The sequence below is a fragment of the Streptomyces sp. NPDC056296 genome (assembly GCF_042268605.1).
In the GTDB taxonomy this organism is placed as follows: Bacteria; Actinomycetota; Actinomycetes; order Streptomycetales; family Streptomycetaceae; genus Streptomyces.
The window spans coordinates 1-14,468 of the sequence record NZ_JBHJRX010000032.1 but is presented as its reverse complement, the minus strand read 5'-3'; the positions used below and the strand labels follow the sequence as shown (position 1 = coordinate 14,468).

The following is a 14,468-nucleotide window of genomic DNA, read 5'->3' as shown; positions in this document are numbered from 1 at the left end:
GTGGTAAAAGAGGGTCCCTGGGAAACCGAGAACAACCCCCCCGCTTTGTGCCTTTTGTTGTTGGGGAAGTGAAACCGCCCACACCCACCCCCCCCCCCCCTCCCCCCGGACGCACCGTCCGGGGCCCGCGCGTGGTGCCGTGTCAGGGAGTGCCGCGCAGCGTTCCACTGGTGAGGAAGACGCTCTTTGCGGCGGCCGTGCCGATCAGCGGCAGATACGGGGAGAGGCGCTCGACCGCGTACGGCAGCGTGAACAGGTCGGCGACCCCCGCGTCCCAGCTGTGCTCCGCCCACCAGCGCTCCGGCTCGGCAATCTGCCAGTTCCAGGCCAGTCCGATCGTCGACAGGGCGTCCATGAAGGGCGCGACGAGCGGGGAGGACATGGTCGCGGAGTTCACGCACTCGGCGCCGAACATGCTGCCGGGCGCGGAGAGTTCGGTCATCGCGGCGACGACGGCCTCGACCTCCGGGGGCCGAAGGAAGTACAGGGGTGCCTCGCAGAGCCATGCGGTGGGCCTGCCGGGATCGAATCCCGCCGCCCTGAGTTCCTCTCTCCAGGATGCCGTGCCGTCGGCCTCGACGACGGTGCGGCGTCCGCAGGAGAGCCGGCCCAAGTCCAGTACCCGTTCCTTGAAGGCCAGTACGGCCGCGTCCTCCACCTCGAAGACGTGCACCCCGGTCGGCCAGTCGAGCCGGAAGGCACGGGTGTCAAGACCGGCGCCGAGCAGCACCACCTGGCGGCAGCCCGAACGGGCCGAGGCGAGAAGGTAGTCGTCGAAGAAGCGGGTGCGTACCACCTGATAGTCGGGCAGCAGGCGCTGCATCGGTCCGTCACCGGGCGGGCCCCCGTCGAACCCGGCCGCGTGGAGGAAGTCGGCGGCCCACGGGTCGCGGACGATCGGCGCGGGCCGGAGGTTCTCCGCCGCGTGTGCGGCGGCCGTCCAGAGCGCCGCGCGGGAGATTCCGTGCGGGGTCGCGGCGGCCGGCGCGAACGGTGACTGCGGACGTGTGGATTCCGGCATGGGACCTCCTTGAGGTGGGGCGGGGTGGCGGTGCGGACCCGGATCATCCGGAGCGGCGACGGCCCAGCAGGAAGGCCGCGGCACCCAGCGCGAGCAGGCTTCCGGAGGGGCGGGTGGTCCGCTGGCCGCCCATCGCGGCGGGGGTGCGCGGCTCGTGGATGTTCAGTGCGAACTGACGGTTGGCCACGTCGGAGAGGACGCCCCGGACCTGTTCGGGACTGGTGACGGCGGCCAGCAGCAGCTCCATGGAGTTCCGGGCGAACTGGTTGCGGCCGAGGAACTCGCGGCCCAGTGCGAAAAGGATCTTCGGCACCTCCGCCTGGAACACCTCGGGCAGCGTGATCTCGGGAGCCAGGCACCGCACCGAACCGTCGAGGTTCGCGAAGGACTTGCCCAGCAGTGAGACGGCCGGCGGCGAACCGATCCCGCGCTTGGTCGCCTTGGCCAGCACGGTGGTGAGCGCGACGCCGAAGTTCATGTCCTCCAGTGAGAGATGGGAGACCGTGGGCACGAACGCGGCCATGTCGGCGGCGAACGCGGGCATGTTGGCCCACGGCGTCATCCGGCCCATCTCCGCCCAGTGGTGCGCCACCCCGGCCCCGTCGTTCTGCGCCAAGGTCATGAACAGCGGCAGCAGCTGAAGACTGGTCCTGCGGTCCAGGCGGCCGACCATGCCCCAGTCGATCAGCGTCGCGGGTCCGCCGGGAGCGGCGAAGACGTTGCCGGCGTGCGGGTCGGCGTGGAAGAAGCGATGGACGAAGTACCCGTGGTACATGAACCGCAGCAGGTCCTTGCCGATCTCCACGCGCTCGTCGTCCGTGAAGTGCGCGCGGTCGACGTGCCGCACCGACTTCCCGTCGGCCAGCGACTGGACGAGGACCCGAGGGCTGGCATGCAGTACCCGGGGCACCTCCAGCGAACGGAACGACCGGACGTGCTCGCGGGCCTCGTCCATGTTGCGGGCCTCGCCGGTGAAGTCCAGCTCCGGCTCCATGGCGTCGAAGACGGAGCCGAGCATCGCCTCGATGTCGATGACCTCGTTGAACCGGGGCGCGACGCGGGCCACGATCTTCGAGGCCCGGCGCATCAGGGCCATGTCCGCGAGTACGCCCTCGCGGATGCCGGGCCGCTGGATCTTCACCACGGCCGCGCGCCCGCCGGGCAGCGTCACGCGGTAGACCTGGGCGAGGGACGCCGCCCCCAGCGGGGCGCCGGTCTCGATGTCGTCGAAGCGCAGCTTCCAGTCCGCCCCGAGGTCCCGGGCCAGTACCGGCTCGAACTCCGAGAACGGCTGGACGTCGACCTCGTCGTGCAGGTTCTGCAGTTCGTCCCGGATGGACTGGGGGACCATGTCGGGCCGCGTGGAGAGGACCTGACCGAGCTTCACATAGAAGGGACCGAGGCTCTCCAGGGCGTGCCGTACCGCCTTGGCGCGGCGCTGCTCCGCCCCGGCGGTGGCCTCGGCCGCGGACCCGGCGGAGACATCGGTGTCCTCCGCCGGGGACCGCGTGTCCCGCTTCGTACGCCTCCGCAGCCGGGCCGCCTGTCCCACCTCGTCGGCCACGAGGCTGCCCAGGACCCTGACCACGAGACGCAGTCGATCGCCGACGACGGACGTCATCGTGTGTGATCCTCCTCAGATCGGGACCCGGGTACGGAACGGCGGTCGGCGGGCATCACGGAGACGGCCGGACGGGACGGTGGCACGGCCGGTCAGCCCGAGGTCGAGGACTGTCCGCCCTGGGACGGCTTTCCGCCCTGCCCCTGCTGACCGGTCAGGCCCTGCAGGGCCGACAGCCCCTGCTGACCGGCCTGGGCCGGCAGGTTGGTCAGGTTCTGCAGGCCCTGGACCGCCTCCAGGAGCTTGGGGAGCACCTGGGTGAGCTGGGCGAGCTGGGTCGGGAGCGCCATCAGGTCGCCCGCCCCGCTCGCCGCGTGTCCGAGGCCTCCGGCCAGCTGACCGAGCCCACCGAGCGCACCGGCCGCGCCGCCGACCGCGGCGAGCGGATTGGCCGCCCCGCCCAGCGCGGCCAGGGGGTTGCCCGCCCCGCCCAGCGCGGCCGCGAGCGGATTGCCGCCGCCCGCGGCGCCGCTGAGCGCGGCCAGGGGGTTCTGTGCTGGGCCCGCGACGTTCCCCAGCGGGCCCGCGGCCCCCGAGGCGAGGCCGGCGAGCGGGTTGCCGGCTGCGCCGATCCCGCCGAGGGCGGCCATCGGGTTGGCGACACCCGCGAGCGCGGTCGTCGGGTTGACGGCCCCGGCCAGTGCGGCGAGGGCGTTCGGGGGCAGCCCGGCCAGCGTGTTGACGGCGTTGCCGGAGCCGCGCGACGAACCTGAGTCGTCGTCTCGGTTCAGGAGGTCGTCGAAAGCCTCCTTCCAGCTGTCGGTCATATCACCGACCAAATCCTTGACGATGTCTTGGATGTTCTTGCTATTGCCCATGAGTGTGGTCCCTTTCCGTTTCTCTGTGATGGGAGAGGCGTGGTTTACGGGTGTTATCGGGCGCAGCCTTCCAAGGCTTTCGCGCAGACGTTCTTCAATCGCGCGCGGCCCCTGGTGAATGCGGCTTCGGCCGCCTTGACAGAAATGTTGTGCATGCGGGCGAATTCCGCAGTGGAAATACCCTTGGCGCGGGCGAGTATGACCTCCTGCTCACGCCCCCGCAGGTGTTGTACCTGGCCGAGCAGCCATCTGCCGAAGTCCTCGTCGCAGACGTCCTCCTCGGTCGTACCGGGGGTGTCCGCGAGCGCCGCACGCTGGAGGAGTCTCCTGCGACGCTCCAGGTCACGGTAGAAGTCGATGCAGAGGCGAAGCGCCACTGACGTCAGAAAGGCACCGAGTCGATTCCTGTCCAACGCGGCGTGGGCGGCTGCGCGGGCCATGGTTTCCTGAACGCAGTCCTCGGCGTCCTGAAAACTCGGTAGTCTTCGCCGAACCAGCCGCATGAGGCGGTCCTGATGCTGGAAGATTTCTTCCCAGGAGCATTCAGCGGGCGATTGGCAGGTGGAATGTCGCACCATCGTGGATTGCAGCCCGTTGTCTCTCGGATTGGGCAGGGAGAACCACGGCCGACTTTCCATTTGTCGGCCATGTGGTTTTCCTACCCGAGGCCCTGGAGCGGCAAACCGGAATATGTTCCTCCGCCGGTCGGCAGGAATGTTTTTTCGCGCTCATTTCCGAGTAGCGGGCCGCCGCGTCCAGTCGCGGTTCCAGTTGAGCCACATGTCCCGTACGGTCTGGTGCACTTGGGAGCCGCCGGCGCGCAGCTCGGTGGTGAACGCCTGGACCGCTTCCTTGCCCACCAGCCGCGCCCCGCCGGTGAAGTAGGAGCCCCGGACGTGCCGCGGTGAGCGGTACTTGCCCCACAGCAGGATCTTCATCAGCGGCCAGAGGGTGAACACCCCGGACGGACAACGGTCGTCGGGGTCCAGGGTCCCCCACACCGCCGGGACGAGGCCGCTCTCGCCCAGCACCTCGTAGATGCGCGCGATCGCCTGCTCCTTCGTCAACTCGCCCGCGCGGTAGGCGAGTACGGCGTCCCGTGACTGGTCGAACATCCGCTCCACCCACGGATTGTCCATACCCTGGAGACCTCGGTACGGCGGCAGCTCCAGCGTGTCGAAACAGGTCGGGTCGTGTGTCTTCTCGAACGTCACGGCGGCCTGGTTCTGGGCGTTCGTGCCGTACAGCGTGGTGATGGTCCACACGCGGTTCCAGGCGTTCCACAGGTCGAAGTCGTCGAACGCGATGTAGCTGCAGGACACCAGGTCGTCGTAGAACCGGAACATGCGCTTGGTCCAGTGGTCCAGGTACGCGAACCGGGAGGTGTCGAAGTCGTCCTGGCGCACCGCGTCGATGAGCCGGTGACTCAGCGCGTTCAGCGCCATCACGGTGACGGCGAGGCCGCTGGAGAAGAGCGGGTCGATGAAGTCACTGGCGTGCGGCAGCAGGCACCACCGGTCGCCGACCACCTTCTGCGAGGCGAACTGGGTGCGGTCGGTGGACACGTACGGCCGGACCGCCCGCGCCCGCTCGAACTGCCGGGCCACACTGGGGAACCGGCGCACGTACCGCCAGAACTCCTCCTCCGCCGAGATGTCCTCCGGCCGGGGGTGCTGGTCGAGATCGAGGTTGATGCCGACGCTGCACAACTGGCTCGTGCTGGTCGACTGGTTGTCGAACGGGATGACCCAGAACCAGCCGCCCGGGAACATGTGGTGAAGCGTTCCCTGACTGAACGGGCTGGGCATGCCGTGCTGTTCACGCGAAGGCGCCACGGCGTCGAAGGGGCGCACGTCCACCATGTGCGTGAAGATCGTGCGCGACCGTGTGCGGTAGGGCGGTTCCTGCCGCAGTCCGAGGCGCTCGGGCAGGACCGCCCGCATGCCGCCGGCGTCGACCACGTACGAAGCCCGGAAGGTGCCCCGGTCCCGGGTGACGAGAGTCGCGCCGTCCTCCTCGAACTTCACGTCGTCGACCATGGTGTGGGTGTACGCGGTCACGCCGTAGGACACGGCGACGTGGAACATGTACGCGTCCACGTCCTGCCGGAAGTAGTGCGAGTCGGGACCGAGCGGAGGTCCCCAAGTGGGGTACTGGGTGCACTCGTCGGGCCGGGTGGGCTCACCTTCCCGGTGGTAGATGAAGCTGAAGTTTCGCTTGACCCCGCTGTTCGACGACACGTGGCGGCGCAGAGCCGCGTTGGTCGCCAGGTGCTCGAGCTCGGGGATGTCGTAGCGGCGGGCCAGGACCCGGAGGCCGAACGTGGTCTCGGGGACGGTGGACTCTCCGATGGCGAACCGGGGGTGGCCGCTGCCTTCGAGCAGCAGCACCCGCACGCCGTGACGTGCGAGTACGGTCCCCAGCATCGTCCCGCCGATGCCGCCTCCGACGATGGCGACATCGAAAACACGCTGGTCTTCTTGCATGTCTGCGGTTCCTTTCGCGACGGGAAGGGCGAGTCGCCGGGCTCCCTGGTCACCGGTGGGTGACCGGGGAGCCCGGCAGCACCCGGCGCAGCCCGCAGGCCACCACCCGGGCGGAGAAGGACACGGCGAACCCGGGGGTGGGCGCCAGTTGGGCCAACAGGCGCCGGTCACCGGGCACTTTCCGCTCGCCGCGCCCGGTGACGTCCAGCCACACGCCGAAGTGCAGCAGTCGCGCCTCGGGTCCGGCGTCGCGAGCGGGGAACGGGCGCATGTGCTCGCGCACCGCACGCGTGAGGGTCGTGCGCCGCACCGTGCCCACCTGGTGCCGGGCCAGGAAGTGGTCGAGCAACTGGGCGGAGCGGCACGGGAATCCACCGCGACCGAGCGGAGTGCGCCCTACCAGCCCGGCGTCGTGGAACGCCGCGGCGGCCAGCAGGCCGACCCGGTCGTAGGCGGTTCCGTGGGTCCGCGCACAGGCGTCGGCCAGCAGGAACGTCCGCAGGGAGTGCACGGCGACGTGGGGTGGCAGGAGCCGGCACATCTCCGTCAGCGCGGCGCCCGCGAGAGGGTGCCCGAGCAACTCCGCGAGGGCCGGGCGGCCGAGCAGGGGCTGCCATGCCTCGGGCAACACCTTCTGTGGAACGGAGTGTGAATTCGCCCCGCTCTCAACGGGATCGGGGACCTCCGGCATCTCAGGCCCTGCGGCCATGGCTCAACCCCCCTTGTCTCGCGACCCATTGGCTGTGTCCGTCTCATCTGTCTTTACGCCCGGACCGCCCCCGCCCCCCGCTCCCCCTTGAGCAACGCTCCCTCCGCGTAAGCGCGTTGGCGTGCGACCGACGGCGCGCGACACCGGTAACGCGCTCCGGGCGTACGTCCCGGCCGCCCATTCGGAGGCGTGGCCTGTTCGAATGAATGAGCCCTACTCACCCGTGGTGGTGGTGCGGGTGCGGGTGACGGCCAGGAGGATGCGCCCTGCGCTCCCACTGGTGGAAGATTTCTGTAGTAAACCTCGTGAGGTGCGGGGAGTGTTCAGGGCAGGACCGAATCTCGCCTGTGCTGAAATGCGGTGTTGGTATGGTCAGTTTCCCGATCACCGACGATTTGCGACTTCCGGCGGAAATCGATGCGTCGTCTCTGACGGATGTTCCCGAAGGGCCGCCTGAGAGAATTCTGCTGACGGGAGCCACGGGATTCCTCGGCGGTTCCCTGCTCGCCGACCTGCTGGAGGCAACCGACGCTCGAATCCACTGCCTGGTGAGAGCGGAGTCGGCCGCTCAGGCCCGGGAGCGGCTCGCCGGTCAGTTACGCGCCCGGGACGTGCCGGAGCACCACATGTCCCGGATCGACGTCGTGCCGGGCAGCCTGGCGAAGCCGCGGTTCGGCTTGACCGACGAGGAGTTCTCCGGCCTCTCGCGCGGCATCGACGTCATTTACCACTGCGGTGCTTGGGTCAATCTTCTGGCGAGTTACCCGATCCTACGCGGTTGCAATGTGTCGGGAACCCAGGAAATCCTGAGACTGGCGACCCGGACCCGCCGAATTCCCGTGCATTACATTTCGACGATGGGGGTGATCCCGGCGGCCCGAGAGGCCGGGACCGGTGTCTCCGGTTACTGCGCCACCAAATGGGTCGCCGAGCAGTTGGTCGCGCAGGCCGCGGACCGCGGATCGCCCACGATGGTGCACCGGCCCGGTGTGATCCTGGCGGACTCGCGCACCGGCCTGGTGGGGAAGTCGGACTGGTTCGTCCACCTGACGACGGCGAGCATCCGCGCCGGCTGCGCCCCCGACCACCCCGGTCTCCTGCCGGTGGGCACGGTCGACTTCACCAGCCGCGCCATCGTCGACCTGTCCCTGAGCCGACGTGCCCAAGGACAGGTGTTCCACGTGATCGACCCCGAACCGCTGCCCTTCCGGTCGTACTTCCAGGGCTTCGCGGACGCGGGTGTCGACCTTCCGCTCGTTCCGTTCGACACCTGGCTGGAGCGGCTTCGCGACCTGGGCGACGAGGTCCCCCGCAGCACCATGCGGCTGGCCGGCGAGACCCTCCGGCAGATGATCCCGGCCCCGGGGCAGGACACCGCCGGCCCCACCGCGGCGTCCGCGCACCGCGCCCCGCCCGTGCTCGACTCCGACTACTTCCGCAGGGTGCTCGCCTTCCTGAGCCGCGACGCCATGCTGCCCGCCCAGTGACCCACGCGCGGTCCTCTCCTCCCGTGCGCCCCTCCCCGTATCTCATCAGCTGGAGTTTCCGCATGTCCCCTTTCACTCTGGAAGACCTGGCGGCGATGGTGGCCGAGATCGCCGGCGCCGAAGCGGCCCGGGCGATCTCGGAGCAGTCGGCCGACGCGCCCTTCACGTCGTTGGGGTTCGACTCGATGGCCGTCATCGAACTGGCCGAGCGGATCCAGGAGCGCTACGGCGTTCCCATCCCGGACGAGGCGGTGCACGACCTGCGCACCGTCCGGCGGACCCTCGACTACGTGAACGGTCAGGCAGCCGTCGCCGCGTCGGACGGAGCCCGCTGATGGCCCGGGGCGCGGGACGGCTGACCGGCATCGGAACCTACCGCCCCGGTGGCCTGCTCACCAGCGCCGAACTCGACACCAGGTTCGGCCATGAGGAAGGCTGGATCGAGCAGACCACCGGAATCCGGACCAGGCTGAAGGCCGACCCCGACGACACCTTCGTCGAGATGGCCGCGCAGGCGGCGGACAAGGCCCTGGCCCACGCGGGAGTGCTCGCCGAGGACCTGGACTGTGTCCTGTTCTCCTCCGCCAGCAGCGTCGGCCAGGCATCGTGCCGGGCGGCCAGTCTCACCCACCGCATCGGAGCCGGCCGAGCCGGCGGGTTCGACGTCAACGGCGGGTGCGCCGGGTTCAGTTACGGGCTGACCCTGGCCTCCGGACTCATCGCCGCACAGCAGGCGCGGCAGATCCTCGTCGTCGCCGCCGAGCGGCTGAGCGACATCACCGACCCCGAAGACTGCGGGACCGTCATGGTCTTCGGCGATGCCGCCGGGGCCGCGGTGGTCAGCGCCGCGGAGCACGGCGGGATCGGACCGGCGGTGTGGGGAACCCACGGCCCTGGTGAGCCCTGGATGACCAGCGCCCCGCCCAAACCCGATGCCGCCCGCCCGTACATGCACATGGACGGCACCCGGGTGGTCCGCTGGTTCGGTTCGCACATGCCGCAAGTGGCCCGGGACGCACTCGACGCGGCCGGGCTCACCTGGGACGACATCGGCGCCTTCGTGCCGCACCAGTGCAATGGGCGGCTGATCGACGCGATGGTGCGCCGACTGCGCCCGCCCGCGCACGTGGCGATCGCCCGCAGCATCGTCACCGACGGCAACACCAGTTCGGCGTCCATCCCGCTGGCTCTGGAGTCGCTGCTCGCCTCGGCCACCGCACGGCCCGGCGACAAGGCGCTGCTCCTGGGCTTCGGCGCCGGGCTGACCTGGTGCGCCCAGGTGGTCGAACTTCCGTAAGGAGCACCTCATGAACGCCACGTCCGCGTCCCCCGCGGTCGACCTCAGGCCCGTCGGCGAACCCGAAGCCGGTGTCGTGGCCCGTCCTCTGTCCCGTCTGTCCGACGCCGATCTCAGCACCCTGCTGATGATCCGCCACTTCGAACTGGCCGTGCTGGAACTGTTCTCCCAGGGCCGGCTGCACGGCACCACGCACACCTGCCTCGGCCAGGAGTACATCCCCGTCGCGCTCTACCCGCTGCTGGACGAGGGCGACTACGTCTTCAGCAACCACCGCGGGCACGGCCACTACCTGGCCCGCTTCCACGATCCGCACGGTCTGCTCGCGGAGATCATGGGGCGGGCCGGTGCCGTCTGCCACGGTGTGGGCGGCAGCCAGCACATCTACCGCGACCGCTACCTGTCGACCGGCGTACAGGGCCAGAGCCTGCCCGTCGCCGTGGGAGTCGGCCTGCACCTGAAGCGGGCCGAGCCGGGCCGGATCGCGGTGGTCCACATCGGCGACGGCACCTGGGGCGAGGGCGCCGTGTACGAGGCGCTCAACATGGCGCAGCTGTGGCAGGTCCCGGTGCTCGTCGTGGTGGAGCACAACGGGATCGCCCAGTCGACACCGACCGAGCGGCAGATGTCCGGCACCGTCGCGACCCGGGCGGCGGCCTTCGGCGTCGGCCACCTGCGGATCGACTCCGTGGACGTGACCGACGTACGCGCCGCCCTCGCCCCCGTGGTCGAACAGGTCCGCGACCGGCACCGGCCGTACGTGGTCGAGTGCGTCACCCACCGGGTGGGCCCGCACAGCAAGGGGGACGACACCCGCGCGGCCGAGGTCCGTGAGCGAGCGGCCCGGCACGACTGGTACCGCCGCTACCGACAGGCCCATCCCGCACAGTCCGCCGCCGCCGACCAGGCACAGGCGGAGGCCGTCGCCGCCGTCGTACGAGAGGTCGGCGCGCGTCCGGCGTCCCGATGGGAGGCCCGATGACCAGGCGCCAGCGCGTGGCCGAGAACCTCAACAGCGCACTGCACCACCTCCTCGGCGCCCACCCCGGCACGTATCTGATCGGCGAGGACGTCGCCGACCCCTACGGCGGGGCGTTCAAAGTGACCCGAGGGCTCTCCGACCGCTTCCCGGACCGGGTGCTCTCCTCACCACTGAGCGAAGGCGGCATCGCCGGCGTGGGCGCGGGCCTCGCCCTGGCCGGCAACCGGTCCGTGGTCGAGATGATGTTCTCGGACTTCGCCGCGCTGGCCTTCGACCCGCTGCTGAACTTCGCCGCCAAGTCCGTGTCGATGTACGGCCGCAGGGTCCCGATGAGCATGGTCGTCCGCTGCCCCACCGGCGGCAACCGGGGGTACGGCCCGACGCACAGCCAGAGCCTGCAGAAGCACTTCCTCGGCATTCCCTCGCTGCACCTGCGGGAAGTCTCCCCGTTCCACGACAACCAGCGCGTACTGACCGCGATGCTCGACCGCGAGGAGCCCGGTGTGCTCTTCGAGGACAAGGTGCTCTACACCCGCCCCATGTACCGGGCGGGGGTCGTGGACGACCTCTTCCGCTACGAGGTGCTGGCCGATCCCAGCGAGACCGCCCGGGTGTTCGCGCCGGACTGCGGGCCCCCCGACTGGATCGTCCTGGCCCCGGGCGGGCTCACCGAACGGGCCGTCACCGCCCTGCGCACCCTGCTCCTCGAAGAAGAGATCACGTGTGAACTGCTGGTGCCCTCCCAGCTCTACCCCTTCGACAGCAAGGCGCTGCTCCCGGTGCTGTCCCGTGCCGACCGCATCTGTGTCATGGAGGACTCCACGGCCGACGGGACCTGGGGCGAGCTGCTCGCACAGCAACTCCACGAGCAGCTGTGGAGCCGACTGGCCCGCCCGGTGCTGCCGCTGAGTGCCGAGCCGAGCATCGTACCGACCGCGGCGCACCTGGAGCACGACGTGCTGCTCCAGCCGTCCACCATCCACCGCGCGATCATGGAGGCGACGAAGTGATCGGCATCGAGCTGCCCACGCTCAACACGAACGACTCCAGCTACACCCTGGTCGAGTGGCTCGTCCCCGACGGCAGCAGCATCGAGGGCGAGGAACCGCTGGCGGTCGTGGAGACCTCCAAGGCCAGTGAGGAGATCGAGAGCACCGGCCCCGGAATCCTGCACGTCCTCGTCGTCGGCGGCCAGGACTGCAGGCCGGGGCAGACCATCGCCTACCTCTTCGAGTCGGCCGACGAGCGCGACTCCTACCGGGCGTCGGCCGCCACCCAGGCGGCGACATCCGCACCCACCGGCGCGGAGCTGAGCATCACCAACGCGGCCCGTGCGCTCGCCGACCGCCACGGCGTGTCCGAGGCCGAGCTGTGCGGTCTCGGGCGCACGGTGATCCGTACGGCCGATGTCGAGGCCCTGGTGCGGCGGGCCGCGTCGGCGCCCGCCTCCCCCCAGCGCCAACTGTCGAAGCAGCAGCGGACGGTGGGCGCAGTGGTGACCGAGTCGATGCGGACCGTTCCGGCCGCGGCCGCCTACGCCAAGGTCGACGTCGGACAGGCGGAGGAACTGGCCCGGCAGCTGTCCGAGCGCACCGGCAGTTTCGTCTCCCTGCCCGTCCTGCTGATCAAGGCGGTGGCGCGCCGGCACGCGGCACACCCCCTGATGTTCGCCGCGCTCACCGACGACGGCGCGGTACGCGAGAGCGAACGGGCCCATGTGGGCGTCACCATGGACGCGGGCCGAGGTCTGTACACCCCGGTGGTGCACGACGCCGCCGAGCTGAGCAGCGACCGGATCGCCGACCTGCTGACCGGCTTCCGGAGCAAGGCGTTCCGGGGCACGTTCCAGGCCGCCGAACTCGCCGGGGCCAACATCATGGTCGCCCCGCACACCACGGAGGGCATGGTCCTGGCCACCCCCATCGTCTTCCCCGGCCAGACCTGCGTGATCTCCATCGGCGCCGTCGACGACCAGGTGCTCCTGGACGCGGGGGGCACCCCTCGCACCCACCGGTTCGTCCACCTCGGCCTGGTCTACGACCACCGGGTGGTCAACGGCAGGGACGCGATGGCGCTGCTCAAGGACGTCAAGGCGGAGCTGGAGGCACCGGCCGCGCTCGGCTGACCGCCGATCCGCCACGACGGAACTCCACCACCACGGAACTCCACCACACGGAACCCCACCACCCCGGGGCAACCGCCCGTCGGACCGGAAAGGACACCCCTGACATGACCACCGACACCACCCCCCACAGCCGCGCCTACGACCTGCTCGCCTCGGTTCTCAGCAAGAAGTTCGAAGTGCCCCCCGAGGCCATCGTCCCCACCGCGACCTTCGAACAGCTGGACCTCGACTCGCTGGCCGTGGTGGAGCTCTTCGTCGTACTCACCGAGGAACTCGGCATCGAAGTAGAGGACGGCGAGGCCGACCCGGACCTCACCCTGGCCGGTGTGGCCGACCTCATCGCCCAGGCCGTCAAGCCGTGACCGGCGCCCGGCCCGATGTCGCCGTCACCGGGATCGGCCTGGTCACTCCGGCCGGCACCGGCCGCGAGGCCACCTGGGACGGTGTGTGCGCGGGCCGCCCCACCGCCCGGTACGTCCCCGAACTCAAGGGTCTCCCGGTCGACTTCGCCTGCCTCGTACCGGACTTCTCCCCCCGCGGTCACGTCCCCGGCTCACGCCCCTGGCAGTACGACCGCTTCACCCAGTTCGCCCTCTACGCCGCCCTGGAGGCGGTCTCCGACGCCGGCCTGGACCCGGCCGACTGGGACGCGGACCGCGTCGCGGTGGTCTTCGGCAGCTCGGCCGGCGGCACCGGCACCATGCTGGAACAGCACCGCAAACTGCTCGAACTGGGCACGGCACGCGTCTCACCGCTGCTGCTGCCGATGTTCCTGCCCAACATGGCCACCGGACAGCTCACCATCCACCTGCGTGCCCGGGGCCCGGCGCTGTGCACGGTCACCGCCTGCGCCTCCGGCGCCACCGCCATCGGCACCGCCCTGCAACTCCTGCGCTCCGGGGCCTGCGACATCGCCGTCGCGGGCGCCTCCGACGCGGTCGTACAGCCCTTCTGGGTCACCGGCTTCGACCGGATGGGCGCGCTGTCCCGGCGCGGCGACGACCCGCGGGCCGCCTCCCGGCCCTTCGACACCGCCCGGGACGGCTTCGTCATGGCGGAGGGCGGCGCGGCCCTGGTCCTGGAGCCGGCGAGTGCGGCCAGGGCCCGCGGACGCCCCGGCTACGCCCTGCTGTCGGGCTACGGAGCATCGTCCGACGCCCACCACCCCGTGGCACCCGACCCCGAGGGCAAGGGCGCCGCCCTCGCCGTGCGGCGGGCCCTCGACGACGCCGGCGCCCGCCCCGCGGACGTGCAGCACATCAACGCGCACGGCACCAGCACGCCGCTCAACGACGCCGCCGAGGCCCGTCTGATCGGTCGCCTCTTCCCTCACCAGCCCTCCGTGACCTCGGTCAAGGGCACCCTCGGCCACCTGCTCGGCGCGGCCGGGGCGGTCGAAGCGGCGATCACCGCCCTGTCCGTGGCCCACGGCCGGGTGCCTCCCGTGGCCAACCTCGAAAAACAGGAAGGAGACGCCGAGATCAACGCCGTCACCGGCACCAGCCGGGCGCAGCCCGTCGACCTCGCCCTGAGCCACTCCTTCGGCTTCGGCGGCCACAACGCCGTACTCGCCTTCAGAAGCTGCCCCACCGAACCGGCCCGGGAGCCCGCCGCTCCTTCACCGTGAGCATCTCCAGGCGGCGGCAGGAGTTTCTTGCCCGCAGACACCCCGCCATCTCGCTGACCAGCCTCAACGCACAACGCAGTCGCATCTGCAACTGCCGTGATGGAGTGAGTTCGTTCTCCCGGTCGAGGGATCGTTGCGGAACTCGATGGACGCGGGACTGAGGAGACTGTTCGAACTCCGCGCCATTCCCCAACGAAAGGGAGATTCCCAATCATGGTGTCAAGCCGGGGTGGTGACGCCTTGTGACCAGGTCATGCCGCTGCGGCAACAGCGGGTTGAGGCGTGACGGCTTCGA

At 70.3% G+C, this 14,468-nt stretch carries 14 protein-coding genes; 8 read left to right on the top strand and 6 right to left on the bottom strand.

What is annotated here, in order from left to right; genetic code table 11:
• Nucleotides 1-142: 142 nt before the first annotated feature.
• The 6 genes from ACFCZF_RS23345 to ACFCZF_RS23320 form a co-directional block, all read right to left on the bottom strand.
• Nucleotides 143-1,021: an SAM-dependent methyltransferase gene (locus ACFCZF_RS23345; protein ID WP_376673297.1), complete on the bottom strand. Its 879-nt coding sequence runs from the start codon at nt 1,019-1,021 to the stop codon at nt 143-145.
• Between the two features lie 43 nt (nt 1,022-1,064).
• Entirely contained in the window at nt 1,065-2,642 is a 1,578-nt protein-coding gene (locus tag ACFCZF_RS23340; RefSeq protein WP_376673296.1) for an ABC1 kinase family protein, read from the bottom strand.
• A gap of 92 nt (nt 2,643-2,734) precedes the next feature.
• On the bottom strand, nt 2,735-3,409 hold the full coding sequence (locus ACFCZF_RS23335) for a hypothetical protein (RefSeq protein WP_376673295.1): 675 nt from the start codon (nt 3,407-3,409) through the stop codon (nt 2,735-2,737).
• Nucleotides 3,410-3,513: 104 nt separating this feature from the next.
• Complete coding sequence (locus tag ACFCZF_RS23330) at nt 3,514-4,098, bottom strand: RNA polymerase sigma factor (RefSeq protein WP_376673294.1); 585 nt, start codon at nt 4,096-4,098, stop codon at nt 3,514-3,516.
• 90 nt (nt 4,099-4,188) lie between these two features.
• On the bottom strand, nt 4,189-5,946 hold the full coding sequence (locus ACFCZF_RS23325) for an NAD(P)/FAD-dependent oxidoreductase (RefSeq protein WP_376673293.1): 1,758 nt from the start codon (nt 5,944-5,946) through the stop codon (nt 4,189-4,191).
• Between the two features lie 49 nt (nt 5,947-5,995).
• Entirely contained in the window at nt 5,996-6,577 is a 582-nt protein-coding gene (locus tag ACFCZF_RS23320; RefSeq protein ID WP_376673292.1) for a hypothetical protein, read from the bottom strand.
• 446 nt (nt 6,578-7,023) lie between these two features.
• Here ACFCZF_RS23320 and ACFCZF_RS23315 point away from each other — a divergent pair, with 446 nt between their 5' ends.
• The 8 genes from ACFCZF_RS23315 (at nt 7,024) to ACFCZF_RS23280 (ending at nt 14,173) form a co-directional block, all read left to right on the top strand.
• Nucleotides 7,024-8,142: a thioester reductase domain-containing protein gene (locus ACFCZF_RS23315; protein ID WP_376673291.1), complete on the top strand. Its 1,119-nt coding sequence runs from the start codon at nt 7,024-7,026 to the stop codon at nt 8,140-8,142.
• Nucleotides 8,143-8,204: 62 nt separating this feature from the next.
• Nucleotides 8,205-8,477: an acyl carrier protein gene (locus tag ACFCZF_RS23310; RefSeq protein ID WP_376673290.1), complete on the top strand. Its 273-nt coding sequence runs from the start codon at nt 8,205-8,207 to the stop codon at nt 8,475-8,477.
• Nucleotides 8,477-9,439 carry a ketoacyl-ACP synthase III gene (locus ACFCZF_RS23305; RefSeq protein ID WP_376673289.1) on the top strand — a complete coding sequence of 321 codons (963 nt, stop codon included), beginning with the start codon at nt 8,477-8,479 and terminating at the stop codon, nt 9,437-9,439. Before ACFCZF_RS23310 ends, ACFCZF_RS23305 begins: the two co-directional genes overlap by 1 nt.
• A 10-nt stretch (nt 9,440-9,449) precedes the next feature.
• Entirely contained in the window at nt 9,450-10,421 is a 972-nt protein-coding gene (locus ACFCZF_RS23300; RefSeq protein WP_376673288.1) for a thiamine pyrophosphate-dependent dehydrogenase E1 component subunit alpha, read from the top strand.
• The gene (locus ACFCZF_RS23295; RefSeq protein ID WP_376673287.1) at nt 10,418-11,431 is read left to right on the top strand and encodes an alpha-ketoacid dehydrogenase subunit beta; all 1,014 of its coding nucleotides are present in this window, start codon (nt 10,418-10,420) and stop codon (nt 11,429-11,431) included. Before ACFCZF_RS23300 ends, ACFCZF_RS23295 begins: the two co-directional genes overlap by 4 nt.
• Nucleotides 11,428-12,546: a 2-oxo acid dehydrogenase subunit E2 gene (locus tag ACFCZF_RS23290; protein ID WP_376673286.1), complete on the top strand. Its 1,119-nt coding sequence runs from the start codon at nt 11,428-11,430 to the stop codon at nt 12,544-12,546. The genes ACFCZF_RS23295 and ACFCZF_RS23290 overlap by 4 nt, the downstream gene beginning before the upstream one ends.
• Before the next feature lie 104 nt (nt 12,547-12,650).
• Nucleotides 12,651-12,908, top strand: a complete 258-nt coding sequence (locus ACFCZF_RS23285; protein WP_376673285.1) for an acyl carrier protein — start codon at nt 12,651-12,653, stop codon at nt 12,906-12,908.
• Nucleotides 12,905-14,173 (top strand): beta-ketoacyl-[acyl-carrier-protein] synthase family protein, encoded by a 1,269-nt coding sequence (locus ACFCZF_RS23280; RefSeq protein ID WP_376673284.1) that lies wholly within the window; start codon nt 12,905-12,907, stop codon nt 14,171-14,173. Before ACFCZF_RS23285 ends, ACFCZF_RS23280 begins: the two co-directional genes overlap by 4 nt.
• Nucleotides 14,174-14,468: the final 295 nt, after the last annotated feature.